23 protein-coding genes are annotated in these 26,283 nt (G+C 55.8%); 20 read left to right on the top strand and 3 right to left on the bottom strand.

Annotation, left to right across the window (positions count from 1 at the left end; translation table 11 throughout):
- Window positions 1-101 precede the first annotated feature (101 nt).
- The 10 genes from ACR0CW_RS07290 to ACR0CW_RS07335 all read left to right on the top strand — a co-directional run bounded on the left by ACR0CW_RS07290 (window position 102) and on the right by ACR0CW_RS07335 (window position 11,526).
- Window positions 102-3,521, top strand: coding sequence for an indolepyruvate ferredoxin oxidoreductase family protein (locus ACR0CW_RS07290; RefSeq protein WP_480787298.1), 3,420 nt, complete (start codon window positions 102-104; stop codon window positions 3,519-3,521).
- A gap of 78 nt (window positions 3,522-3,599) precedes the next feature.
- Window positions 3,600-4,478, top strand: a complete 879-nt coding sequence (locus tag ACR0CW_RS07295; RefSeq protein ID WP_480787299.1) for a lysophospholipid acyltransferase family protein — start codon at window positions 3,600-3,602, stop codon at window positions 4,476-4,478.
- Window positions 4,479-4,486: 8 nt separating this feature from the next.
- Window positions 4,487-5,296, top strand: coding sequence for a glutamate racemase (locus ACR0CW_RS07300; protein WP_480787300.1), 810 nt, complete (start codon window positions 4,487-4,489; stop codon window positions 5,294-5,296).
- 95 nt (window positions 5,297-5,391) lie between these two features.
- Entirely contained in the window at window positions 5,392-6,420 is a 1,029-nt protein-coding gene (gene argC, locus ACR0CW_RS07305; RefSeq protein ID WP_155147014.1) for an N-acetyl-gamma-glutamyl-phosphate reductase, read from the top strand.
- A 7-nt stretch (window positions 6,421-6,427) separates the two neighbouring features.
- Window positions 6,428-6,874, top strand: coding sequence for a cytochrome c maturation protein CcmE (gene ccmE, locus ACR0CW_RS07310; RefSeq protein ID WP_170330530.1), 447 nt, complete (start codon window positions 6,428-6,430; stop codon window positions 6,872-6,874).
- Window positions 6,875-7,003: 129 nt separating this feature from the next.
- Window positions 7,004-7,615, top strand: a complete 612-nt coding sequence (locus tag ACR0CW_RS07315) for a holin-associated N-acetylmuramidase (protein ID WP_480787301.1) — start codon at window positions 7,004-7,006, stop codon at window positions 7,613-7,615.
- Window positions 7,606-8,184 (top strand): holin family protein, encoded by a 579-nt coding sequence (locus tag ACR0CW_RS07320; RefSeq protein ID WP_480787302.1) that lies wholly within the window; start codon window positions 7,606-7,608, stop codon window positions 8,182-8,184. Before ACR0CW_RS07315 ends, ACR0CW_RS07320 begins: the two co-directional genes overlap by 10 nt.
- Window positions 8,185-8,259: 75 nt before the next feature.
- Window positions 8,260-10,224 (top strand): heme lyase CcmF/NrfE family subunit, encoded by a 1,965-nt coding sequence (locus ACR0CW_RS07325; protein ID WP_480787303.1) that lies wholly within the window; start codon window positions 8,260-8,262, stop codon window positions 10,222-10,224.
- On the top strand, window positions 10,221-10,676 hold the full coding sequence (locus ACR0CW_RS07330) for a cytochrome c-type biogenesis protein (protein WP_480787304.1): 456 nt from the start codon (window positions 10,221-10,223) through the stop codon (window positions 10,674-10,676). The genes ACR0CW_RS07325 and ACR0CW_RS07330 overlap by 4 nt, the downstream gene beginning before the upstream one ends.
- Before the next feature lie 73 nt (window positions 10,677-10,749).
- Window positions 10,750-11,526 carry an enoyl-CoA hydratase-related protein gene (locus tag ACR0CW_RS07335; protein WP_155147004.1) on the top strand — a complete coding sequence of 259 codons (777 nt, stop codon included), beginning with the start codon at window positions 10,750-10,752 and terminating at the stop codon, window positions 11,524-11,526.
- 11 nt (window positions 11,527-11,537) lie between these two features.
- Here ACR0CW_RS07335 and bmt read toward each other — a convergent pair whose 3' ends face one another.
- The gene (bmt, locus tag ACR0CW_RS07340; RefSeq protein WP_480787305.1) at window positions 11,538-12,554 is read right to left on the bottom strand and encodes a betaine--homocysteine S-methyltransferase; all 1,017 of its coding nucleotides are present in this window, start codon (window positions 12,552-12,554) and stop codon (window positions 11,538-11,540) included.
- 123 nt (window positions 12,555-12,677) lie between these two features.
- Window positions 12,678-12,995 carry a DUF1476 domain-containing protein gene (locus tag ACR0CW_RS07345; RefSeq protein ID WP_155147000.1) on the bottom strand — a complete coding sequence of 106 codons (318 nt, stop codon included), beginning with the start codon at window positions 12,993-12,995 and terminating at the stop codon, window positions 12,678-12,680.
- Window positions 12,996-13,182: 187 nt separating this feature from the next.
- On the opposite strand from ACR0CW_RS07345, the gene purC reads away from it, so the two are divergent.
- From purC to ACR0CW_RS07380, 7 genes are all read left to right on the top strand, one after another.
- Entirely contained in the window at window positions 13,183-13,938 is a 756-nt protein-coding gene (purC, locus tag ACR0CW_RS07350) for a phosphoribosylaminoimidazolesuccinocarboxamide synthase (RefSeq protein ID WP_155146998.1), read from the top strand.
- 150 nt (window positions 13,939-14,088) lie between these two features.
- Window positions 14,089-14,757, top strand: coding sequence for a MarC family protein (locus tag ACR0CW_RS07355; RefSeq protein WP_155146996.1), 669 nt, complete (start codon window positions 14,089-14,091; stop codon window positions 14,755-14,757).
- Window positions 14,758-14,888: 131 nt separating this feature from the next.
- Entirely contained in the window at window positions 14,889-15,119 is a 231-nt protein-coding gene (gene purS / locus ACR0CW_RS07360) for a phosphoribosylformylglycinamidine synthase subunit PurS (RefSeq protein WP_170430345.1), read from the top strand.
- Between the two features lie 56 nt (window positions 15,120-15,175).
- On the top strand, window positions 15,176-15,844 hold the full coding sequence (gene purQ, locus ACR0CW_RS07365; RefSeq protein WP_480740632.1) for a phosphoribosylformylglycinamidine synthase subunit PurQ: 669 nt from the start codon (window positions 15,176-15,178) through the stop codon (window positions 15,842-15,844).
- Between the two features lie 36 nt (window positions 15,845-15,880).
- Window positions 15,881-17,659 carry a sensor histidine kinase gene (locus ACR0CW_RS07370; RefSeq protein WP_480787306.1) on the top strand — a complete coding sequence of 593 codons (1,779 nt, stop codon included), beginning with the start codon at window positions 15,881-15,883 and terminating at the stop codon, window positions 17,657-17,659.
- Between the two features lie 12 nt (window positions 17,660-17,671).
- On the top strand, window positions 17,672-19,006 hold the full coding sequence (locus tag ACR0CW_RS07375; RefSeq protein ID WP_480787307.1) for a sigma-54-dependent transcriptional regulator: 1,335 nt from the start codon (window positions 17,672-17,674) through the stop codon (window positions 19,004-19,006).
- A gap of 525 nt (window positions 19,007-19,531) precedes the next feature.
- Window positions 19,532-22,429, top strand: a complete 2,898-nt coding sequence (locus tag ACR0CW_RS07380) for an Rne/Rng family ribonuclease (RefSeq protein ID WP_480787308.1) — start codon at window positions 19,532-19,534, stop codon at window positions 22,427-22,429.
- Between the two features lie 58 nt (window positions 22,430-22,487).
- On the opposite strand, the gene ACR0CW_RS07385 is transcribed toward ACR0CW_RS07380, so the two are convergent.
- The gene (locus ACR0CW_RS07385; protein ID WP_155147226.1) at window positions 22,488-22,718 is read right to left on the bottom strand and encodes a sulfurtransferase TusA family protein; all 231 of its coding nucleotides are present in this window, start codon (window positions 22,716-22,718) and stop codon (window positions 22,488-22,490) included.
- 105 nt (window positions 22,719-22,823) lie between these two features.
- On the opposite strand from ACR0CW_RS07385, the gene ACR0CW_RS07390 reads away from it, so the two are divergent.
- The 3 genes from ACR0CW_RS07390 (at window position 22,824) to ACR0CW_RS07400 (ending at window position 26,214) form a co-directional block, all read left to right on the top strand.
- Window positions 22,824-23,576 carry a cytochrome c biogenesis CcdA family protein gene (locus tag ACR0CW_RS07390; RefSeq protein ID WP_155146987.1) on the top strand — a complete coding sequence of 251 codons (753 nt, stop codon included), beginning with the start codon at window positions 22,824-22,826 and terminating at the stop codon, window positions 23,574-23,576.
- Between the two features lie 77 nt (window positions 23,577-23,653).
- A complete protein-coding gene (locus ACR0CW_RS07395; RefSeq protein ID WP_480787309.1) occupies window positions 23,654-24,868 on the top strand; it encodes a hypothetical protein in 1,215 nt (404 codons plus the stop codon).
- Window positions 24,865-26,214, top strand: coding sequence for a cytochrome P450 (locus ACR0CW_RS07400; protein ID WP_480787310.1), 1,350 nt, complete (start codon window positions 24,865-24,867; stop codon window positions 26,212-26,214). The genes ACR0CW_RS07395 and ACR0CW_RS07400 overlap by 4 nt, the downstream gene beginning before the upstream one ends.
- Window positions 26,215-26,283: the final 69 nt, after the last annotated feature.

Genomic DNA, 26,283 nt, shown 5'->3' on the forward strand with positions numbered 1-26,283 from the left:
GAAATCGTTACGCAATAGGGGAAAATCACTATACAGGTCAGCTTTTATGACCTAAAATGTTTACAAATGCAGCACACTAATCCGACGAGGGGAGACGTCAGATGAGTCAGCCGAAAATATCGCTCAACGACCGTTTCGATCTATCCAAAAGCCCTGTTCTTCTGAACGGGACGCAAGCGCTTGTTCGTCTCATGATGATGCAAAAGGCGCGTGACCGTGATGCCGGGTTGAATACCGCCGGTCTGGTCACCGGGTATCGGGGATCACCTTTGGGCGCGGTAGACCTGCAAATGTCGCGGGCGCAAAAGCAACTTGCCGAGAATGACGTCACTTTTCAGTTTGGATTGAATGAAGATCTGGCGGCGACCGCATTGTGGGGAAGCCAGCAAGCCGGGTTGCGCGGAGACGGCAAGTTCGACGGCGTCTTTGGTCTTTGGTACGGCAAAGGACCAGGGGTTGACCGTTCCGGCGATGTGATGCGTCACGCAAACATGGCAGGAACCGGCAAGCATGGCGGTGTCCTGATGGCCATGGGCGACGACCATACGGGTGAAAGCTCGACTGTGTTGCATCAATCCGAATGGTCATTGGTCGATATGTATATGCCGGTGGTCAGCCCGGCGGGCGTACAGGAAATCCTTGATTACGGCATCTATGGTTTCGCACTCAGCCGGTTTGCAGGTGTCTGGGTTGGCCTGAAGACCATGAAGGATACGATCGAGGTAACCTCGGTTGTCGATGGTCGCCCGGATCGTATGCGGCTAGTCACACCCGAGTTCGACATGCCTGAGGGTGGTTTGAATATCAGATTGGGTGACACGCCACATCTGCAGGAAACGCGGGTCATTGATTACAAGCGCTTTGCGGCTGAGACTTTTTCACATGCCAATAGGCTGGATCGCCGGGTTTGGGGTAAATCCGGGGCCAAGATCGGTATCGCCGCTGCAGGCAAGAACTGGCTGGATCTTGTCCATGCCATGTCGCTGCTGAACATCGACGAGAATGAGGCCGAAAGACTTGGGATTACCACCTACAAGATCGGGCAGACTTTCCCGCTTGATATGAAGGGGTTCCACGACTGGGCCGAAGGGCTGGACCTGATCATTATCGTCGAAGAAAAGCGCAAACTGATCGAGGTGCAGGTCAAAGAAGCCATTTTCGACGATCGTCGCGGGCGCCGGGTGTACGGTTGGTACAAGGGTGGAGCAGGCACATTGCATCGTGAAGAGCTATTCCCGACCCGAGGCGCGCTCGACCCGATCATGATTGCGGAAAAACTGGGCGAAATCCTGATTGAGGAGGGGCGTGATACCGATGGTGTCCGTGCCGGTCTGGACCAGTTGAACCAGGCGCGCAGGGCTGACAACGCACAAGAGATTGCGACCCGTCTGCCCTATTTCTGTTCGGGCTGCCCGCATAACAGTTCGACCAAAGTACCAGATGGCAGCCGTGCCTATGCTGGGATCGGGTGCCACTACATGGTGCAGTGGATGGACCGGAATACCACCGGCTTCACCCAGATGGGTGGTGAGGGTGCCAACTGGATCGGTGAGGAGCCTTTCTCGACCACAAAACATGTGTTCCAGAACCTTGGCGACGGAACCTACAACCACTCGGGTGTTCAGGCCATTCGCGCAGCTTTGTCTGCAGGAACCAACATTACCTTTAAAATCCTGTTCAATGATGCCGTTGCAATGACCGGCGGGCAGGATAACGAAGGTGATCTGACGGCCGAGCGGATCGTTCGTGAGGTCAAATCCATGGGCGTGCGCCATGTGGCGGTGGTCTACGACGAGAAGGAAGATGTGAACTTCAAGGCGTTGCCGTCAGACGTGGAAACATTTGAACGCGCTGATCTGATGAGCGTTCAGGAAAAATTCCGCGAGGTAGAGGGCGTGTCTGTCCTCGTGTATATTCAGACATGTGCCGCTGAAAAACGTCGCCGCCGCAAGCGGGGCAGCTTTCCTGATCCGGACAAGCGGGTGTTCATCAACACCGATATCTGCGAAGGCTGCGGTGATTGCGGCGTTCAGTCCAACTGTGTTTCGATTGTTCCAAAAGAGACTGAACTAGGCCGAAAGCGTGCGATTGATCAGTCAAGCTGTAACAAGGACTTCTCTTGTCTCAGCGGGTTCTGCCCATCGTTTGTCACGCTGGAAGGTGCAAAAATCCGCAAGGAGGCTACAACCGATCTGGACCTGCCAGACTTGCCAGATCCGTCTCTGCCGGTGATCAAGGGAACGCATAACGTGGTCATCACGGGCGTTGGCGGTACCGGTGTTGTTACCATCGGCGCGGTTTTGGCTCAGGCGGCCCAGATCGACGGTAAGGGCGCTGGTATGATGGAGATGGCTGGCCTCGCCCAAAAGGGCGGTGCGGTTCATATCCACTGCAGACTAGCCAACAAACCCGAAGACATCAGCGCCATCCGTGTGGCAACCGGCGAGGCCCACGCGTTGATCGGTGGTGATCTCGTAGTGTCGGCCGGGGCCAAGACGTTAGGTCTGACGCAAACCGGCCAGACAGGCGCAGTGGTCAATAACCACGAAATCATCACCGGCGATTTCACTCGGGATACCGAATTCAATATTCCAAGCGACCGCTTGGAACTGGCCCTCGAGGCCCGCTTGAAAGATGGGCTGGATCTGTTCGACGCCACCGATCTGGCACGTGCGGTGATGGGTGACTCGATCTATTCCAACATGATGGTCTTTGGTGCAGCCTGGCAACGTGGACTGCTTCCGGTCAGCCATGAGGCCATTTTGCAGGCTATAGAACTGAACGGTGCCGCAGTTGAACGGAACAAACGTGCCTTCGAGGTTGGTCGCTGGGCCGTTCTGCACCCAGATGAAGTAGCCAATATCCTGAAACCTGGCGTGACCGAACTGCCGAAAACACTGGATCAGAAGATTGATCTGCGTGCGGAGCATTTGACGGCTTATCAAGGGAACCGACTTGCCAAGCGCTATCGCAAGATTGTTGACGCCATTGAGGACCGTGAGGTCAAGGAAGCGGTCGGCAAAGGATATCACAAGCTGTTGTCCTACAAGGATGAATACGAAGTCGCGCGTTTGTTGCTGAGCAGCCGAGATAAGGCTGCGGCTGAATTTGATGGTGACTTCAAGATGACCTTCCATCTCGCACCGCCGATTCTGGGCGGTAAGGGGTCTGATGGTCGCCCTCGTAAACGCGCCTTTGGTGAATGGCTGTCAGGGCCGCTTAAGCTGATGGCCAAAATGAAGGGTTTGCGTGGGACGCCGCTCGACATCTTTGGATACAGTGCTGAACGGCGCATGGAGCGGGCGCTGATCCGGCAGTACGAAAAGGACATGAAAGAGGTATTGCCGAAGCTTTCGCCCGAGACAAAAGACGCTATTGCAGCTCTAGGTCGACTTCCCTTGGATATCCGTGGGTTTGGCCCGGTTTTGATTGCCAATGAGACCAAGGCTGCAAAACGGCGCGAGGAATTGCTTGCGGCAATTCGGCAAGGTGGCGAAAAGCTCAAGGAGGCGGCTGAGTAGATCGTCACAGGACTGTCATGCAAGCTAGGCAAAACTGTTGCGACAACCTATGTAGCAGGCAGCAAACCGGAGACCTTTATGCCCTCGCGCCGCCACGTCGCTCGTGACATTTCTTATGCCTATTCTGCCGAAACCAAAGGCGGCAGAATGGTCATCAAGCTTATGGAAAACACAACAGGCCGTCTGCGCCTGATCAAGCGTGCGGACGGATATGAGCAAGAGGTGGCCAACGGTCGCGACTTCTGGTCCGTTATGGTCGAACGTTATGGACTGTCGCTGGATGTGGTCGGGGGGGCGTTGACGAACATACCAATGGACAGGCCACTGATCCTGATCGCGAACCATCCCTACGGAATTCTTGATGGTCTGATGATGGGTCACATCTTGTCTCAGGCTCGTGGCGATTTTCGCATTCTGGCGAACCACGTGTTTCGCAAGGCCGAAGACCTGAATCGAATTATCTTGCCGATCTCGTTTGACGAAACGAAGGAGGCCATGAAGCTGAACCTGGAAACCCGCAAAAACGCGTTGAATTATCTGGGCGAGGGTGGGGCCATCGGAATATTTCCTGGCGGGACAGTCAGCACGGCAGTCAAGCCATTCTCACACCCAATGGATCCAGGTTGGCGTGGTTTCACCGCACGTATGGTGGCAAAATCCAATGCTACTGTTGTGCCGGTTTTCTTCGATGGTCACACGTCACGTTTGTTCCAGATCGCAAGCCATCTTCATTACACCCTTCGCATGGGTTTGCTTATCAAAGAGTTCAAAAAGCGTGTCGATACACCTGTAAAAGTCGTGATCGGCGAGCCCATTGGCCGCGACGTATTGGACCCGTTGGCGAAGGATACGCGCAAGATGATGGATTTCCTGCGCAAAGCCACGTATGAGCTGTCTCCAAAGCCGTTGAAGTCGTATGACTACGGTTATGAATTTGAGGAACGGCATCGCGCCTGAAGGGGCAAATGGCAGTAGGTATCTTTGATTCCGGGTTGGGCGGTCTGACCGTCCTGGACGCAGCTCAGAAACGTCTGTCGGACGTTGATTTTCTGTATTTTGCGGACAGCGCACACGCGCCTTACGGCGTGCGTGACGCAGAAGATATCTATCAACTCACACGCAAGGCAGTATCCGATCTGTGGTCGCGTGGGTGCGATCTGGTGATTCTCGCTTGCAACACAGCGAGCGCTGCCGCGCTGCGCCGGATGCAGGAAGAAGGTGTACCAGAAGGCAAACGCGTTTTGGGCGTGTTTGTGCCACTGATCGAAGCCCTGACTGAGCGGCAATGGGGCGACAACAGCCCACCTCGTGAAGTGACGGTCAAGCACGTGGCGTTGTTTGCGACACCCGCAACCGTATCGAGCCGTGCCTTTCAGCGTGAGCTCGCATTCCGTGCAATCGGCGTGGATGTTGAGGCCCAATCCTGCGGCGGCGTCGTTGACGCGATCGAAGACGGGGACATGATCCTGGCCGAGGCATTGGTCCGGTCCCATGTCGATGCGCTGAAACGCAAGATGCCCGAACCGCAGGCAGCTATTTTGGGCTGCACCCACTATCCGCTGATGGCCGAGACATTCCAGAAAGCGCTTGGGCCAGATGTACAGGTTTTCAGCCAAGGTGATCTGGTTGCTCAAAGTCTTGCCGACTATCTGCAACGCCATCCAAATATGCTGGGGACCGGCGAGGGTGGATTCGTGACAACCGGTAAACCGGACTTTGTCAGCGATCGCGCAACGCAATTCCTCCGACGACAAATCGCATTTGAGGCGGCCTGACTTAGGTCAAGGAAACAACCGCATTGATTCTGTAGTTCGATGATCGTCACATCGGCGATCGATACGTATGACACTCAAATACAAAGAGGTCTGACATGACCCATAAAATCGCAATCCTTGGCGCGTCCGGCTATACCGGTGCGGAACTGGTGCGGCTGATCGCCGAGCACCCGAATATGGAAATCGTGGCTTTGGCGGCCGAGCGCAAAGCCGGTCAATCCATGGCACAGGTCTTTCCCCATCTGCGGCATCTAGATCTGCCGGTGCTGTGCAAAATCTCTCAGATCGACTTTTCCAAGGTTGATCTATGTTTCTGCGCGTTGCCGCACAAAACTAGCCAAGAGGTCATCCGTGACTTGCCCAAGACACTGAAGATCATCGATCTTTCGGCCGATTTCAGGCTGCAGGATGCTGAGGAATACGAGAAGTGGTACGGCAACCCTCATACGGCGCTCGAACAACAGGAAGAGGCTGTGTACGGTCTGACCGAGTTCTATCGGGAAGAAATCCGCAATGCCCGGCTTGTTGCCGGAACCGGTTGTAACGCCGCAACCGGGCAGTATGTCTTGCGGCCCCTTATTTCTGCGGGGGTGATTGATCTGGATGACATCATTCTCGATCTGAAATGCGCTGTTTCAGGGGCAGGGCGGTCGCTGAAGGAAAACCTGCTACATGCAGAGTTGAGCGAAGGGGCCAATGCCTACGCCATCGGCGGATCGCACCGGCATCTAGGTGAATTCGATCAGGAGTTCTCCAAGCTGGCCGGGCGGACTGTACATGTGCAGTTTACGCCGCACCTGATTCCAGCCAACCGGGGCATTCTGGCAACCACCTATGTAAAAGGTGATCCGCAAAGTGTTTATGAGACGCTGTGCGCCACCTACGAAAATGAACCATTCATCCAGATGTTGCCATTTGGCGAGGCGCCGTCGACCCACCATGTCCGGGGATCCAACTTCTGCCATATCGGAGTGGCTGCGGATCGGATCGAGCGTCGCGCCATTGTGATCGCAGCATTGGATAACTTGACAAAAGGTAGCAGCGGACAAGCCTTGCAGAATGCCAACCTGATGTTAGGTGAGGCTGAGACCCAGGGGCTGATGATGGCCCCTCTATTCCCGTGAGGACGGTATGAAAACACTCAAGAAACGTCGTCGTGTACAGATCATAGTTCTGGCCGTTGTTGCCTTGGCTTTGTCGACGGCGTTGATTGGGTATGCCATGCGGGACGGCATCAATTTCTTCCGTTCACCCAGCCAGGTTATTGCTGAGCCGCCACAACCAACCGAAGTGTTTCGCATCGGAGGTCTGGTTGAAGAAGGCTCTATCATCCGCGGGCAAGGTGAAACTGTCCGCTTTGTTGTTACGGATGGGGGCGAGAGCGTCCCGGTATCTTTTACCGGGGTGCTGCCTGATCTGTTCTCTGAAAATCAGGGTATGGTGGGCACTGGGAGCTACGTGAACGGTGTGTTTGAAGCCACTGAAATTCTTGCAAAACACGATGAGACATACATGCCGAAAGAGGTCGTGGATGCGTTGAAAGAACAAGGTGTCTACAAAGAGGCCGACGAGGGCTGATTTTCATCTGAAATCCATGGATGGATGACCAAAGGGGCGTTGCCAGGGAAAGACCTGCAGCGCCCTCATTATTTCGGCTGTCTTAATGAAGTTGTCTGACCGTTTGCAGAGTAAAGCGGAGGTTGTTGCATGCAGACGGTTCGTCAGATTGCCCAAGGGATTGTGGCGCGTGAAGGGGGATTTGTGGATGATCCCGATGATCCGGGTGGGGTGACCAAATACGGTGTGACCATTCACACTATGCGGCGATTGGGTTTGGATCTGGATCACGATGGCGTGGTGAACCGTGCCGACGTTCGTGCTTTGACACGCGATCAGGCAGTGGATGTTTTTCTGACCCATTATTATCGCAAGCCACGCATAGAGCTGCTGCCCGAAGCTCTGCAACCTTCTTTGTTTGACATGTATGTAAACGCAGGCGCGCAGGCGGTGAAAATCCTGCAACGGCTTCTCCGAGAAATGGGATTTGAGGTGAACGTGGATGGCGCGTTGGGCCCCCAGACCGCTCAGGCATCTCATTCGGCTGCTGATCCAAATCCGATTGCGTTGCGGGATGCGTACGGCGTTGCAAGGCGGAATTACTATTTCAGATTGGCAGATCGCAGACCTGCCTCAAGAAAATATGCGCGCAGTCGGTCTGGCGGCAAAGGTGGATGGATCAAAAGGGCCGAGGAGTTTCTTTCGCCGACTTACCATCTTAGCGACACAGAGTTTCAAATGAGGGTTTCAGGATGGGATTGATTTCTGGCTTGTTGGGTTTTCTGTTCGGAAACGGGCGCAATGTCGTACGCGAAACTGCCGAAGTGTTTCGTGAAAATACAGAGGCCGGCGCAGAGCGAAGCGCGACCATGCGGGTGCAGGCCATGACGCAATTCGGGGCAGAATTTCATACGTCAGGAAAGAGTGGTTTTGACCGCTTTATGGACGGCCTAAACCGATTGCCTCGGCCCGCACTTGCCTTGGGGACGCTGGGATTGTTCGGGGCAGCCATGGTCGATCCAGTATGGTTTGCTGAGCGGATGCAGGGCATCGCATTGGTCCCCGAGCCTCTGTGGTGGCTGCTGGGGGTGATCGTCTCTTTCTATTTTGGCGCTCGGCATCAGGCCAAAGTTCAGGATTTGCAGCGAGAAATCACCGCGACGATGGTCCGTGCACCGGCTGTGGTGGCCAATCTCGAGGCGCTCGATCGATTGCGCAACGATACTCCGGGTGCTGCAGATCCGGGTCACGACGCTCAGCTAGAAATTGATGTAGCTCAACCGGATGCGAACCGGGCACTCGAGGACTGGAGACAGTTAAGGCGACCCTGAGCCGCGACACTATGTGCGCTGTTTCCGGGCGAAAGTGATTGGCGCTTGCCCGGAGACAGGATTATACCCTTGGCCATGATTACAGAGCTCGGCCACTTCGCACTGATCCTAGCCTTTTTTGTAGCCATCGTCCAAAGCGTAGTCCCCCTGATCGGGGCGGCAAAACGTTGGACTGGCTGGATGGTATTTGCTGAACCTGCGGCAATATCTCAGTTCATCCTGACAGCCTTTGCTTTCGGCGCACTGGTCTGGGCGTTCGTCACATCCGACTTCTCGCTACGTATCGTCGTCGAAAACAGCCATTCGGCAAAGCCGATGCTGTACAAGATCAGCGGCACATGGGGGAACCACGAGGGCTCCATGCTGCTGTGGGTATTGATCGTCGCGCTGTTTGGCGCCATGGCCGCTATATTTGGAGGGGGATTGCCGCCAACCTTGAAGGCACGTGTTCTGTCGGTTCAGGCTGCGATCGGAGTGGCGTTTTTCGCGTTTATCCTGTTTACGTCGAACCCGTTCGACCGACTGGTAATAGCGCCCTTTGACGGGCGAGATCTGAACCCTCTGTTGCAGGATCCGGGTTTGGCCTTTCATCCGCCATTCCTCTATCTGGGTTACGTTGGCTTGAGTATGGCGTTCAGCTTTGCAGTTGCTGCGTTGATTGAGGGCCGCATTGATGCTGCGTGGGGGCGTTGGGTACGCCCTTGGACGCTTGCTGCCTGGATATTCCTGACCATCGGTATCGCATTGGGGTCGTGGTGGGCCTACTACGAGCTGGGTTGGGGCGGTTTCTGGTTCTGGGATCCGGTTGAGAACGCCTCTTTCATGCCATGGTTGCTGGCGGCGGCGCTTTTGCATTCGGCGATCGTGGTTGAAAAGAGGGAAGCTCTGAAAAGCTGGACCATCCTGCTGGCGATCATTGCGTTCGGTTTTTCGCTGATCGGAACGTTCATTGTCCGATCCGGTTTGCTGACTTCGGTACATGCGTTCGCGAACGATCCTGAACGGGGTGTGTTCATTCTGTTCATTCTGGTGATCTTCATCGGTGGCGCGCTGACCCTGTTTGCAGCTCGCGCTCAGGCGATGGAGGCCAAAGGTGTGTTTGGCATGGTCAGCCGGGAAAGCGCACTGATTTTGAACAATATCCTGCTGGCTGTAAGCTGTTTTGTCGTGTTCGTCGGTACGATGTGGCCGATGGTTGCCGAGATGGCTTTTGACCGGAAATTGTCGGTTGGTGCACCGTTCTTCAATTCGGCATTTACACCGTTCATGATTGTATTGGGGATTGCCTTGCCGATTGGCGCGATCCTGCCTTGGAAGCGTGGAAAACTGGGACGTGCTGCCTGGTCGCTGCGATATGCGTTCATTCTGGCTGTTGCGCTGGCGCTGCTGGTTTGGGTTATGCAGACAGGGCGCAGCGCTATGGGTCCGATTGGGTTGTTCCTTGGGGCGTGGATTACCTTTGGCGCCATTGTTGATCTGTGGAGCCGCACGGGCCGCAATGGCAGTTTCAAGCGCTTGCTGCGCCTGCCAGGTGCTGACTGGGGCAAGGCCGTGGCACATACCGGACTGGGTGTCACCATGTTCGCAATCGCTGGTCTGTCTGCATGGGAAGTAGAGGACATTCGCGTCGTCCAACCGGGACAACCGTTTGAGGTAGGGCAATACACTTTGACCCTGCAGGACGTAAAACGCGTTCAGGGACCAAATTACTTTTCGACCATGGCCGACATCGTTGCAGAAAAAGATGGTCGCCCGATCGCCACATTGCATCCTGAAAAGCGGGACTACCCGGTGGCACGGATGCCCACGACCGAGGCTGCAATTGACTACCGGTTCCTGCGAGATCTCTATGTCGTGATCGGTGATCAGCAGGCTGATGGCGGTTGGGTTGTACGTACCTACATCAAACCACTGGCGAACTGGATCTGGGGTGGATGTATTCTGATGGCCCTCGGCGGCGTGCTCAGCCTGTCTGACCGCAGGTTCAGGGTTGCGGCGGGGGCTCGTAAGTCAACTGCTTCAGGAGTACCGGCGGAATGAAACGTCTTGTCCTGATATTGATGATTGCCGCTACGCCACTGCTGGCGGTTCAGCCCGACGAAGTACTTGACGACCCCGTACTGGAGGAGCGTGCGCGCGACCTGAGCACAGGACTGCGCTGTCTTGTTTGCCGAAACGAAAGTATCGATGAAAGCAATGCCGATCTAGCGCGCGATCTTCGTTTGCTTGTTCGGGAACGTCTGGTCGCAGGCGATACGGATGAAGAGACGATCGAATTCATCGTCGATCGCTATGGTGAGTATGTCCTGCTGAAACCCACAACGTCTGGCTCCAACCTTCTGTTATGGTTGGCCGGACCGATCATGCTGTTGATTGCTGCTGTTGTAGGGTGGAGCTTTCTGCGCTCGCGCTCAGCCAAACAGGTTTCCGGGAACGTCGACGCATTGAGCGATGACGAAAAAGAGCGCCTGCGCCAAATTCTCGAAGACTGACGCGTGGTTCCACTTTCCCTTCCATGGTAACTGCGTCAGGGTCTGACAAAGCTCTGCGCAGATGAGGTTTTTTATGGAATACGAAGCGATCCTTCTGGATATCACTGATGGATTGGCGGTGCTGACATTGAATCGGCCCGACAAGATGAATGCACTGACAACTCAGATGCGCGCCGAGATTACGCATGCGATGAAACATGCAGCACGGCATGCACGTGCAATTGTGCTAACCGGCGCAGGGCCCGCGTTCTGTTCGGGGCAGGATCTGGGTGACGCATCCAGCACCGGGAAGATCGATCTTGAGCGTGCCTTGCGTGACGAGTACGAGCCCATGCTCGAAGCCGTGTACGATTGCCCTGTTCCCACCATTGCAGCGGTGAATGGTCCGGCAGCAGGGGCAGGGGCCAACCTTGCATTATGTGCCGATGTCGTGATTGCGACTGAGAGTGCATATTTCCTTCAGGCCTTCGCCCGCATTGGCCTTTTGCCTGATGCCGGTGGTACATGGTTCATGCCGCGCCAGATGGGTTTTGCCAAGGCGATGGGGGCTGCATTGTTTGCGGAAAAGATCAGCGCACGGCAGGCGGATGACTGGGGTTTGATCTGGGAAGCGGTTGCTGACGCAGATTTCGCCACCCATTGGCGCAAGCGCGCAGAGTACTTGGCCAATGGACCAACCGCTGGGTTTGGTGCGATCAAACAGGCGATCCGTGGCACATACGACAAAACGCTGCCGCAGCAATTGGCGACCGAGGCGCATTTGCAGGGCGATTGCGGCCGGACACGTGATTTTGCGGAAGGTGTTGTTGCGTTCTTGGAAAAACGCCCCGCGAAATTCGAGGGGCGTTAATCCAGTAAATTTTAAGCGCGACGGCGTTTACGTGTGCGGCGCTCTGGCGCCGCCGCATCGTCGCCGGTACCGTCTGATGCCGACGAGAACGGCCCAAGCGCATCCGTGATCTGATCCAGGGTCGGGCGTTCACTACGTGGGCGGGTATCGAGTGCTTCACGCATCTTGCGCAGGTGGGTTGGCATGGTGCCACAGCAACCACCGATGATTGTCGCACCTGCATCACGGGCCATAGCGGCATAGTCACCCATAAGCTCTGGCGTGCCATCATAGTGGATATGCCCATCCACATACTTGGGAATGCCCGCATTACCCTTCGAAATGATAGGACGTTCAGTTCCCTGAGCGCCAAAGCCCAGAACCGTTCGCAGAATGTCAGACGCACCGGTGCCGCAGTTTGCACCAAAGGCGATCGGTGGGTTGGGCAGGGTTTCGACCAGTTGTGCCAGATCTGCAGAGGTCACACCCATCATTGTGCGTCCCGCAGTGTCAAAGCTCATGGTGCCACACCAAGGCATATCGACCAGTGCGAATGCTTCGGCTGCGGCGCGGAATTCCTCAGGTGCACTGATGGTTTCGACCCAAAGAACATCAACGCCACCGGCTTTGAGCGCTTCGGCCTGTTCATGGAACATCTCGACGGCCTCGCTGTGCGACAAGCTGCCGACAGGTTCCATGATTTCACCGGTCGGGCCAACTGATCCTGCGACGATAATCGTGCGTCCGGCCTTGTCTGCAACCTCACGGCCGAGTTCGGCTCCGGCGTGGTTGAGTTCCGCAACTCGGTTTTGCGCATCATGCAGCTTCAGTCGTGCCGAGGTGCCACCAAAGGTATTGGTCAGAAACAGGTCGCTGCCCGCATCAACCGAACCCTGATAGAGCGCGCGGATTTTATCCGGAGCGTCCACATTCCAGAGCTCAGGTGCATCGCCTGATTGAAGACCCATATTGAAAAGGTTGGTCCCAGTGGCCCCATCCGCGAGGATGGCATCTGTGGATTCCAGAAGTTTGCTCAGCGCGTTTGTCATTGGAGTATTCCGAAAAAGAGGGCGCCATGGCCGATCAAATTTAGAGACGCCCCATGTCTCACGACCGGGGCGTCAAATCAAATTCATAAAACTCATGAAGATCATGAGGAAGGCAGCAATGCCTTAGTCAACTTCGCTGAGAACCTGCGATTTTGCTTCAGGCAGAAGTTCAGCCATCTTCGCACGGATCTCATCATCCGATGCCAAGCTACCCAGATCACCAGCCACCTTGCGCACAACATCCTCGTGTCCGGCTTCTTCGAAATCGGACAACACTACGGTTTTTGCATATTCTTCGGCGTCCGCGCCGGATTTGCCCAACTTTCCTGCAGCCCAAAGGCCGAGCAGTTTGTTGCAGCGGGCCTGCGCCTTGAACTGCATCTCTTCATCATGAGCAAACTTGGCTTCAAAGGCATTTTCGCGTTCGTCGAACGTGGTCATTGGTTAGGGACCCCTTGGATAACGATTTCTTTCCTGATGATATGACTATACGTGAGGCCGGGTGCAAGAGATTTGCGCTGCGTCAAAGCCCCTCGGGCCTGCGAACTTGCGAGAAAGTGGGGCTTGGACTATGAGGGCGCCAAAGGAGAGGGACTCATTCCCACACCCCAGACTGGAAGGTTCGCTTATGGCGCGTCGCAAAAAGATCTACGAAGGCAAGGCCAAGATTCTGTATGAAGGCCCCGAGCCGGGCACAATTGTGCAGTATTTCAAGGACGATGCCACTGCGTTCAACGCCGAAAAGAAAGACGTCATCGACGGCAAAGGCGTTCTGAACAATCGTCTGAGCGAGTTCTTCATGACTGGTCTGAGCCAGATCGGCGTGCCGACCCATTTCATTCGTCGCCTGAACATGCGCGAGCAATTGGTTCGCAGCTGCGAAATCGTGCCGTTGGAAGTAATTGTACGCAATTACGCCGCTGGTTCGATGTCCAAACGTCTGGGTATCGCCGAAGGCACGCAATTGCCGCGGCCGATTGTCGAATATTGCTATAAGGACGACGCGCTCGGTGATCCGCTGGTTACCGAAGAGCACATTGCTGCCTTTGGCTGGGCCAGCCAGCAGGATATGGACGACATCCTGAGCCTCGCACTCCGCGTGAATGACTTCATGAGTGGTATGATGTTGGCTGTCGGCATTCGTCTGGTCGATTTCAAGATCGAGATCGGTCGCGTATATGAAGGCGATTTCCAGCGTTTGATCATTGCCGATGAAATCAGCCCCGACAGTTGCCGTTTGTGGGACATTGAAACCGGTCAGAAGCTGGACAAGGACGTCTTCCGCCGCGATCTGGGCAATCTGACGGATGCCTATTCCGAGGTGGCGCGTCGTTTGGGCGTTTTGCCCAAAAGCAATGTCGCGAAACCTACGCTGATCAACTGATCCGCAAGCGCAAACTTGCAATGATCCAAGTGCCGCCACTTATCAGGCGGCACTTTTCGTATTCTGTATAAGTATTTGACAGATTTGACTGTCATGCAGCATGTTTAGATCTGACAACTAATCCGGCTTACTAACAAGGTGACACTCGGTATGAGCGAACTGTTCGACCACGCTGTGTTCTTGAAGTTTCTCGCGGCTGTTCTGGCTATATTCAATCCGCTCTATAATATTCCGATTTTCCTGAGCATGACGAGTCAGTGTACCAAGCCCGAGCGGCGCAGGGTGGCTCTGATCGTGATGATTTCGGTCACTTTGATCGCTTTGATTGCCGTGGGGATTGGAGAAGAGGTTTTGGCGATTTTCGGGATTGATGTTCCCTCTTTCCGCATCGCCGGAGGGATCATCATCTTCGGGATTGGTATGTCGATGTTAAATGCCGAAGACCGTCCCGCAGGTGATCAGGCCGCACTCGCCGAAGGGCAGGAGCGGAAACTCAATTTTGCCGTGGTTCCGCTGGCGATACCTCTGACCATCGGTCCGGGAACCATTGCCATCACCATCGTTTTCTCACATCAGCTTTCGGATGGTGCTGAAATGGTAACTCTGGGCTCTGCCGTGCTGATAGCTTGCGCAATTGTTGGACTGGGATTGCTGTTTGCGGACCAGATTTCCCGGTTGCTTGGGGAAACCATGATCAATGTGCTGACCCGGATCATGGCGATTCTACTGGTCGCAGTAGCGGTCGAGATGGTTCTGACAGGCACTTTCAACGCCATCGATGCGCATTACCCGGGTCTGACCTCAGGCGCTGACGGCTGATCAACTGACGGGTTGCCTTGGCTGCGGTAATCCGTCCGTCTTATCGAGGGTTGTCCAAATACCATAAGCAGGGTATCTCCCCGCGCAACGGAATTGGCCCCGGGGCGCGGGCCGCAGGTGGAGTTGCGAAAATGAAGGCACGGGTGCATGTGATGCTCAAGAACGGGGTGCTGGACCCGCAGGGCGAGGCGGTTCGTCACGCATTGGGCGCCATGGGTTTCGACAAGGTCGAAGGCGTGCGTCAGGGCAAGGTGATCGACCTGGAACTGGCCGAAGGCGCGACCGAAGCGGACGTGACCGAGATGTGCGAGAAGCTGTTGGCCAACACGGTCATCGAACGCTACGAGATCGAACTGGTCTGACTTTTTCCGGTCGTGACGCGACCAAACCACTGATTTGTGACCAAGGAGTGCTTGTCATGCGCGCAGCCGTCGTCGTTTTCCCCGGTTCCAACTGTGACCGAGATCTTGCGGTCGCCTTTGAGCAGGCGGGCTTTCAGGTCGATATGGTCTGGCACAAGGACGCCAAACTGCCAGAAGGCATCGACATCGTCGGCGTACCGGGTGGCTTTTCTTATGGTGATTATCTGCGTTGTGGTGCGATTGCAGCGCAGTCGCCGATCTGCAAAGCAGTTGTCGAACACACCGAACGTGGCGGATATGCCCTTGGTGTTTGCAATGGTTTTCAGATCCTGACGGAAACCGGCATCCTGCCGGGTGCGCTTCTGCGTAACGCGGGACTAAAATACATCTGCCGCACCGTTGGACTGAAGGTGGAAACAAGCGACAGCGCATTCACTGAAGGCTACAATGCTGGTGACGTCATCGGGATTCCGATTGCGCACCACGATGGCAACTACTTTGCCGATGACGAGACTTTGGCAAGACTTCGTGATGAAGATCGCATCGCGTTCACCTACACCGAGAACCCAAATGGTTCCCGCGGCGATATCGCCGGCATCCTGTCGCACAACCGACGCGTGCTTGGGATGATGCCGCATCCGGAACGGGCGGCGGATGAAGGCCATGGTGGCACCGATGGAACGGCGCTCTTCCGCGCATTGTCAGGTGTTTTGACACCTGCGTGACTTGAGGTCGTGGCCACTGGGGCTTAGCTTCGGGGGATGAGTTCCGAAGTACAATCAGGCTGGGCAAATTTCATGAGCCGGTTCCGCGGTGCGCCGCTGGGCTGGCGATTGCGATTGGCGATTATTGTACTGCTGATTGCGACGGTTGCCACGGTATGGATAACCAACAGCCTGCTGACGAACCGGTTTACTGAATCGACACGAAACCGTGCCGAACTGCGCCTAGCGCTATATTCTGGTAACCTTCTGAGCGAACTACGCAGAAATGCCATCGTGCCGCAATTGCTTGCGCGCGACCCGACGCTCATCGCTGCACTACAATCCAGCGATTTCTCTTTATCTACACAACGCCTGATTTCTTTTGTTGAAGAGATTGGTGCGGCTTCACTCATGCTGCTGGATAGCGACGGCCGCACCGTCGCTGCAACCGACCGGAACCGGTTGGGCGAGGCGCATCGTAGCGCCGCCTATTTTATCGATGCTATTCGCGCAAACTCGACGATATTTTCGGTGATCCCGCGTGAATCTGGCGGCTATAGTTTTGTCTACTCCCGGCGACTTGAGGCTGGCTCTGAAATCCTGGGCGTAATCGTTGTTGAGGTCGATCTGCAGAAGTTCGAGCGCGCCTGGGCGGGGATTTCTGACGCCGTGATGGTGACGGACAGTACAGGCACAATCATTTTGTCGACCGAACCGCAATGGCGTGGCCTTAATGAAAGCGCTGCAATGCTGCGCCAGCCGCCTCAGGGGGCTATTCAGCGCGCCATTCGTGCAACGACTGATTGGACGGCTCTGCCACCCGATGCTTATTTGCAGGGCGAGGCTGTGATGCGGATGGAAACCCGTATTCCTTTCCGAGGCTGGCAGATGACGTCTTTCACCACCTATTCGTCGATCCGCGAGAAGGTGAATAGTGTGCTGGCCCTCGAAATCATGGGCTTCGCGATTCTTCTGGCGCTGGCGTTTTATGCACTTAGCCGACGCACCGCTTTGCGCGCCGCTTTGTTTCAGCGTGAGTCGGCGGAGCTTCGCGCATTGAATACAAGGCTGCAGCGGGAAATTGCTGAACGCGAACGGGTTGAAAAGACGCTGGAAGTGGCCGAGCAAACCCTGGCCCAGAGTTCCAAACTTGCCGCCTTGGGTGAGATGTCTGCAGCCGTCAGTCACGAGTTGAACCAGCCGCTCGCTGCGATGAAAACCTACCTCGCCGGTGCGCGCCTTTTGCTGCGGCGAAATCGTCCAGAAGAGGCGCTGGCCAGCTTCGGTCGGATCGATGGCCTGATCGAGCGGATGGGTGCAATCACACGCCAGCTCAAGTCCTACGCTCGCAAGGGTGCAGACGCGTTTTCACCAGTAAATCTTGGTGAGGCGCTGGCCTCTAGCCTGTCTATGATGGAACCGCAGCTGCGCCAGCGGCACGTGAAGATTACTCAGATCCTGCCCGAAGAACCTGTTATAGTGATGGGGGACCGGATGCGGATCGAGCAGGTGATGGTGAACCTCTTGCGCAACGCGCTGGACGCCACCAAATCTGTTATTGAGCCGGATGTGGAGATCATTCTGGCGGCGGGCGACACGGCCGTGTTGACGGTCCGCGATAACGGCCACGGTATCGAGGATATCGAGAACCTGTTTGAGCCGTTTTATACAACCAAGCGTCCCGGGGATGGCGTTGGACTGGGTCTTGCCATCTCATCCGGGATCGTGAACGACCATGGGGGTCGGCTGACTGCGCGCAACGGACAAAACGGTGGCGCGGTATTCGAAATGCAACTGCCGATACTGGGAAGCGACGGCCTTGAGGCCGCTGAATAACGAGGAAGTACTATGGCACAGGCCATGAAGATAGCCATTGTTGATGACGAACAGGACATGCGCCAGTCGATCAGCCAATGGCTGGCATTGTCGGGATACGACACCGAGACCTTTTCCAGCGCTGAAGATGCGCTCAAGGTGTTGGGGCCGGAGTATCCAGGCATTGTTATCTCTGACATCAAGATGCCGGGTATGGACGGTATTCAGCTGTTGAAGAAACTGATGGGCGCTGACAGCACGCTTCCTGTGATCATGATCACGGGCCACGGTGATGTGCCTATGGCTGTCGAGGCGATGCGCGTCGGTGCCTTCGATTTTCTTGAGAAACCGTTCAATCCGGACCGTATGTCGGAGCTGGCGAAGCGTGCCAGCAACGCGCGACGTCTGACACTGGATAACCGCGCGCTGCGTCGCGAACTGTCAGGCGGCACCCAGATCATGAACAAGCTGATTGGCGCCAGCCCGGTAATGGAGCGCCTGCGCGAAGATATTCTGGATCTGGGGCAAGCCGATGGTCATGTATTGATCGATGGCGAAACCGGAACCGGGAAGACACTCGTCGCTCATGCGCTTCATGCTGTCGGCAGTCGTGCGGGTAAGAAATTTGTTCTGGTGTCATGTGCAGCTCTGGAAGAAGAGGCGCTGTCGAAACGGCTGTTTGGCCCGATGATGCCTGAAGATGCACAGCTACCAGCGATCGAAGAGGCACGCGGTGGTACACTGGTGCTCGAGGATGTAGAGGCGCTCAGCGATACGCTCCAGGCTCGACTGTTGAGCGTAATGAATGAGCAGGGCACGCCGGCAGAAACCCGGATCGTTGCCATCTCGAATCTGCAGGAAGCCGGGAAAACCAGCGAAGATGTTTTGCGTCCTGACCTGTTCTATCGTCTGGCCGCGCTGCGGATCACCATGCCGCCGCTGCGTCAGCGCGGTGAGGATATTCTGACACTGTTCACTCGTCTCAGTGAGCAGTTTGCTGAGGAATACGGCTGCGAGGCACCTCAGGTTAGCGCTCAGGAAGCTGCGCAACTGCTGCAGGCACCCTGGCCCGGAAACGTACGCCAGCTGATCAATATTGCAGAACGGGCTGTTCTTCAGTCTCGACGGGGGTCGGGTACCATCGCATCGTTGCTGATGTCGGATCACGAAGAGATGCAGCCGGTCATGACAACCGAAGGCAAGCCTCTCAAGGAATACGTCGAAGCGTTTGAGCGGATGTTGATCGATAATACCATGCGCCGCCACAAAGGCTCGATTGCTTCGGTGATGGAAGAGCTGTGTCTGCCACGCCGGACATTGAACGAAAAAATGGCCAAATATGGCCTGCAACGTTCCGATTATCTCTGACCACCAAGTCCGGAGAGGGCACACCCTCTCCGGATATTTTTTAGGCCAAACACCCCTGAAAATTAGCTCTTTGACGGCTTTTTGCTGATTTTGATGCCTATCGGCAGATGCTGATCGTGCAGTTTGCCCATTGTCTTTTCCACAGGACTGCTTTTATTGTGACGGAACGGGCCGGGCTAATTTTGCGCCCAGAAGTCCCGAATCTTTGAGTTTCGCTGCTTTGCCGCAGATGGTGATCATTCCCACAAGGCCAGGCAGACCGATTGTGCCCCTCACGGGGTATTGGAGCACCTGAGCCCGGAATACGGGCGAAAGGAATAAATGGGCGGGCTGCGGCATGGATCGCGCCTGTCGGAGAAGAACCGCGATGACGCGCGCGCAACGATTGAGTGAACGGGCAGGGGGCCAGAGCGCCAGACCCTGCCGCGCGCCGTCCGATATCGCCCTGACAAGACACCACCCCAAAAGCGCCTGTCCGCCCGGACGGGTAAGGACAACGCGTTTGGCGCGGTGCACCAAGGACACATGGCTAAGAAAATGCTTATCGATGCCACCCACGCGGAGGAAACCCGCGTCGTGGTGGTCGATGGAAACAAGGTCGAGGAGTTCGACTTTGAATCCGAAAACAAGCGTCAGCTTGCAGGAAACATCTACCTCGCAAAGGTAACTCGGGTCGAACCGTCTCTGCAGGCGGCATTTGTTGATTACGGCGGCAACCGGCACGGTTTCCTCGCCTTTTCGGAAATTCACCCCGACTACTATCAGATTCCGGTCGCAGACCGCGAAGCCCTGATGGAAGAAGAACGCGCCTACGCCGAAGCGATGAAGGCACGTGACGAAGCTGAAGAGGCGAAGCCCAAAAAGCGTCGTTCGCGTTCACGCACCAAGGCAGAGGGTGTCAAATCCGACGATCCGGTCGAAACCATGGATCCGTCCTCGGAACCTTCCGGGATGGAAACCATTGATCTGGATGAGGGGGAAGAAAACGCCGATGTCTCAATTCCTGAGGGCACATCGCCCGTAGAATTGGTGGCGGAAACTCCGGTTGAGGAGCCCGAAGAGGTCACTGACACCGAAGGTCAGGCCGAATCTGGTGAACAGCAGGAAGAGGATGCTGCCGAGCAAGAAGCCGAGCCGGTAGCTGAGACTGCTGAAGAAGAAGTCGAAGCCAATGCTGAGGCTGAAACCGAAAGCACTGAAGAAGCTGGTGAATCTGAACCCGGTGAAGAAGCCGAGGGATCTGAGCAGCCTGAAACTACTGAAGCTGAGCAGGTAGAAACTGCCGCCGAAGAATCCGAAGGTGACGAAGCCGCTGAGTCGGAAGCTGATCAGGTCGAAGTGCGTTCAGAAGCAACGGATAAAGACGAGACGATTGAATCTGTCGCTGACGAAGACGACAGCGAAGATATTCGTCCGCCGCGCAAACCGCGTCCGCGCCGTTACAAGATTCAGGAAGTCATCAAGGTGCGCCAGGTTCTGCTGGTGCAGGTCGTAAAAGAAGAGCGTGGCAACAAGGGTGCTGCGTTGACGACCTATCTGTCGCTGGCGGGTCGCTATTGCGTTCTGATGCCGAACACTGCCCGCGGTGGTGGTATAAGCCGTAAGATCACTAACGCTGCCGACCGTAAAAAGCTCAAGGACATTGCCTCGGATATCGATGTGCCGACCGGTGCTGGTTTGATCATCCGGACTGCCGGGGCGAAGCGTACCAAATCTGAGATCAAGCGCGATTATGAATACCTGCAGCGTCTTTGGGAACAAATCCGGGCGCTGACACTGGAATCCATCGCACCCTCCAAGATCTATGAAGAAGGTGACCTGATTAAACGCTCGATCCGCGATCTCTATAATCGCGACATCGACGAAGTTCTGGTCGAGGGCGAGGGCGGCTACCGCATCGCCAAAGATTTCATGAAGATGATCATGCCGTCGCACGCCAAGAACGTGAAGCGGTATGAGGATGCGCTGCCTCTGTTCGCGCGCTATCAGGTCGAAAGCTATCTGGCGGGAATGTTCAACCCGACGGTGCAGCTGAAATCCGGCGGCTATATTGTGATCGGTGTGACCGAGGCGCTGGTTGCGATCGACGTGAACTCTGGCCGGGCTACCAAAGAAGGTTCGATCGAGGAAACCGCGCTCAAGACCAACCTTGAGGCCGCCGACGAAGTGGCGCGCCAGCTGCGTCTGCGCGACCTCGCAGGTCTGATCGTCATCGACTTCATCGATATGGACGAGCGCAAGAATAACTCGGCCGTCGAAAAGCGCCTTAAAGACAAGCTGAAAACGGATCGAGCCCGTATTCAGGTCGGTCGTATTTCGGGCTTTGGTCTGCTGGAGATGAGCCGCCAGCGTCTGCGCCCCGGTATGATCGAGGCGACAACGCAGCCTTGCCCGGCCTGCCACGGCACCGGTCTGATCCGCTCGGACGACAACATGGCACTGTCGATCTTGCGTCAGATCGAAGAGGAAGGCACACGTCGCCGTTCTCGCGAGGTTCTTGTGCGCTGCCCGGTCAGCATTGCCAACTTCCTGATGAACCAGAAACGCGAGCATATCGCTCAGATCGAAGGGCGCTATGGCCTTTCAGTGCGCATTGAAGGCGATATCCATCTGGTCAGCCCCGATTTCTCGATGGAGAAATTCAAGACCGCCAGCCGGATAGTGCCAGAGGCCACTGCGCCCGTGGTATCCGTAGACGCATCGCTGATGGATCTGGTGGATGCTTCGGAGGACGAGGAAGAAGAAGAAACAGTTCAGGCTGAAGAGGAGACCAAGCCCAAGCGCAAGCGTCGTCGTCGTCGCCGGAAGAAGGGCGGTGGAAACGGAGAAGGGTCCGAGGCCGCGTCAGAAGAAGGCGACAAGCCGACCGAGGCCGAAGACGCCGATGGTGGTGATGCTGCCACTGAAGAGAAGACTGACGCAGCAGATACCGTAGAAGCCGATGCTACACCTGCGGAAGAAGCGCCAGAGGCAGAGAAACCTGCCAAGCCAAAGAAGCGTCGTGCACCACGCCGCCGCAAAAAAGATGCAGACGCTGAGAAAGCCGAGGAACCTGCAGAGGTCGCGAATGCCGAAGCTGAGCAGAACGCTGAGGAGGCACCTGCGGAGGAAGGCGTTGTGATCGCGGCCGAGGCGGAGGTCGTCGAAACGGCGGTCTCTGAGCAGATCGAAGTGGAAGCTGAAGTTGTAGAGACTGAAGTAGAAGCATCTGCTGCGACGGAAGAGCCTGCAGAGGAAACCGCAGCGACCGTCGAAGAAGAGGTTGCGGTGGCAGAGGAACAAGCGTCTGAGCCAGAAGAACCTGAGCAGGTCGCACCTGAAGCGCCAGAGCCTGTCTTAGAGGTCGTGGCAGAAGAGCCGGTGCCAGAAGAACCAGCTCCTGCCAAACCCAAGCGTCGGGGATGGTGGTCTCTGGGTCAGTAACCAAAGAAGGCGGGCTAACAGGCCCGCCTTTTTCTTTCTGATACGTCAGTTTTATCAGTCAGCTCTTTTGGATCACGTAAATCTGATGATTGCCAGTATCTTCCTGACTAATCAGCTTGTTACCAGACTCGGTGCAATAATGTGGAACGTCGATCACTGCAGCCGGGTCATCCGCCAGGATGCGTAGCAAGCCGCCAACCGGCATGGATTTCAGCCGTTTCCGGGCCTTCAGGACGGGCAGCGGACACAGCAGGCCCAATGCATCCAGTGTTTCAATATCACTTGTCATGCGAGTCAGATATTTCCACTTGAGGATGGTGTCCAGCATGCAACCACGAGGATGTGACCTATTGGCCCCGTGACGTTGGCGATGCGATACCATATGTGCTGAAACATGTTCGGAATTGATATCATCGACGCGGGGCTGCTACCCGCCATGTTCATTGCGATGATCGGGGGGCTGATCAGCTTTCTGTCGCCATGCGTGTTGCCCATTGTGCCACCTTATCTGGCGTATATGAGCGGGGTCACGATCAACGAGATGCAGGACGAGGCGCGCGCACGGCGTAAGGCGACTTTGTCGGCGTTGTTTTTCGTGCTTGGATTGTCGACCGTATTCCTCTTGCTTGGGTTCACAGCTTCGGCGTTTGGGGCATTTGTCCTGCAAAATCAGGTGCTTTTCGCTAAGCTTTCCGGCGCTGTGGTCATCGTGTTTGGCCTGCACTTTCTGAACGTATTCCGCATTCCGCTACTGGATCGAGAAGCCCGGGTAGAGACCGGAGATTCCGGCGGATCAGTCTTTGGCGCCTATATTCTGGGGCTGGCCTTTGCATTTGGCTGGACACCCTGCATTGGACCTCAGCTGGGTGCGATCCTGTCATTGGCTGCGTCAGAGGCGTCGGTTGCCCGTGGAACGCTTTTGCTCGGTGTCTATGCGGCAGGGCTTGGTATCCCGTTCCTGCTTGCTGCGATGTTCCTGAACCGCTCCATGGCCGTAATGAACCGCATCAAGCCCTATATGGGCACCATCGAAAAGGTTATGGGCGCGCTGTTGCTGTTCGTCGGTATCATGCTGATCACGGGCCTGTTCACCGAGTTCAGCTGGTGGCTGCTCGAGACATTCCCGGCGCTTGCAACCTTGGGCTAACATCCTGAAACAGGACGATATGCGGGTCTTACCTTGGCCGCATTGCTAGGCTAATCTGCGCGGCAGAGGTCAAAGCAATGAGCAGTCAGAAAACGCAGCAAAAGGTGCGCAAACGCAGGGTATTTTACATACCTGGCTATGACCCGATTCATCCTCGCCGCTATCGCGAGCTTTACCGCAAAGAAGGGCATCTGCAGTCTAAAATCTCAGGATACGAGATTGCAGTTTCTGCCAGATCCGGCGATGGGCCGTATGGTTGGCACGTGACATCGCGGCAGGACGGCGTTGATACAGAGACGGATGTCGAGGTTCTGGTCTGGTCGGATATCGTGCGGGACAGTATGGCGCGTTCCATTGGGGCCACATATCTGCAACTGGCTCAAACAGCCTGGATTTATATCTCAACTGGTGTTTTGTGGCGCTTGATGAGACTGCGCAAGGGTCCTGTCATTGCCGCGCTTTATCCTGTTGGGATGCTCTTGTTCCAGCTTTTGATCGCTGTCCTCGCTGCGTGGGGTGTTTTCGCGGTGCTGACGATGTTTGTAGGTTGGATCGCCTTATTACCTGCACTGATTGCAGCCTACGCGCTACTGAACTGGTTTCGCAAAATAGATAATCGCTTGTTTGCCTACTACCTGATGCATGACTATGCCCATTCTGCGCGCCATTGGGGGGAAACGTCTCCCGAGATGCGTGCGCGCCTGGCCGAGTTTAAATCTCTGATTGCGCAAGCCCTGAGTTCTGATGCAGATGAAGTGCTGGTTGTCGGTCATAGCTCTGGTGCCCATCTGGGTGTTTCCGTGTTGGCGGATTTGCTGCGTGATCAGAAAAACAAGGGGCAGGGCCCGACACTGTCATTCCTTACACTGGGGCAGGTGGTGCCGATGGTTTCGTTCCTGCCCAAAGCCGATCAGTTGCGATCTGATCTGAGCTTTCTGTCGACCCGCACAGACCTGACCTGGATTGATGTATCAGCACCCGGTGATGGGTGTGCCTTCGCTTTATGTGATCCTGTGTCGGTCAGTGGCGTTGCTGGTCCTGAAAAGCGTTGGCCGCTGGTGTTATCCGCTGCGTTCACTCAAACCCTGTCTCCTGAGCGCTGGCAGGAACTGCGGTGGAGGTTCTTTCGGCTTCATTTCCAGTACCTTTGCGCGTTCGACCGACCGGGCGACTATGATTACTTTCGGATAACCGCTGGCCCTGAAGCCTTGTCTCAGAGGTTCGACGGCAGAGCGCCATCCAAGTCACGTATCGATGTCTCTGTGTCCAAATACACATCGGTGGCTGCATGACGCCCCCAAAGCCTCAGGCTCGCCCAGATAAGGTATCGCTCTGGCGCTACTTGAAGCTCTTTCGTCAGGATTTGCTTTCCGCGCAACCCCAGCGACTGTATCGGGCCTGGATGGCCGAGTTTCGTACGCCGTTTTTTCGGTCATACATGATCAACCAGCCTGAACTGATCAACACGGTACTTAAGCAGCGACCAGACGACTTTCCCAAATCAAACCGCATCAGTGAGGGGTTGCGTCCGCTGCTTGGTGACTCGGTTTTTCTGACCAATGGCGATACCTGGAAGCGCCAGCGCCGTATCATCGATCCCGCGTTTGAAGGCGGTCGCTTGAAGGACACATTCCCGGCCATGCTGGCTGCGGCGCAAGCTTGCGTCGATCGTCTGCGCTCGCAAAGCGGCAGTGAGATCGAATGTGAGGAAGTCACAAGCCATGCAGCTGCAGATGTTATCTTTCGCACTCTGTTTTCGGTTCCGATTGAGCATGAGATCGCGGCGCAGGTTTTTGAGAAGTTTCGCGCATACCAGAGGGAACAACCGCTTCTGAACCTCGCAGCGTTCATACCTCTGCCGCGTTGGGTGCCACGGTTTCATTCGGCTAAAACCCGCAGGAACGCCAAAGAAATCCGAGCACTCATTGGACGTCTAACGACCGAAAGGGCAGCCGCTATATCGGCGGGTCAGGCACCGGATGATCTTGCCACCAAGATCATGACAACCCCGGATCCGCAGACCGGACACCGTTTCAATACGGACGAAATGATCGATCAGGTGGCCATATTCTTTCTGGCAGGTCACGAGACCAGTGCGTCTGCTCTGGCGTGGACACTGTATCTGATGGCGCTTTATCCGGAGTGGCAGGAGAAACTGGCGGCCGAGGCGCAGATACTAGAGGAACCTTCATTTGCCACTGTCTCAAAACTCAGACTCAGCCGGGATGTCTTTCGCGAGGCGCTGAGGCTGTATCCTCCGGTTCCAATGATGGTGCGCGAAACAACGTGTCCCGAACGCTTTCGAGACCGGGATGTGCCCCAGGGCTCGCAGATTGTCCTGAGCCCGTGGCACCTGCACCGTCAGGAACGCCTGTGGGACAAGCCGGATGAGTTCGACCCGACCAGATGGGGAACCGAGAATGGCAAGAAATGTCAAAGAGAAGCCTACATCCCCTTTTCGGCAGGGCCACGTGTCTGCACAGGTGCTGGCTTTGCGATGGTGGAGGGACCTCTAATCCTGTCCATGCTCTTGCGCCACTTTCGGTTCGAGTTGATCGAAGGTCGGACACCGGTTCCAGTCGCACATCTGACTGTGCGTTCGAAAGACGGAATTTGGTTACGGCTGGTTGAGCGCTAACAAACTACCATCGCCCAACGCCTTGCTGTATGCGGTTGAAAAAAGCGGAATCATTATTGAACGGGAAAA

It is taken from the genome of Ruegeria sp. CH6 (assembly GCF_056537005.1).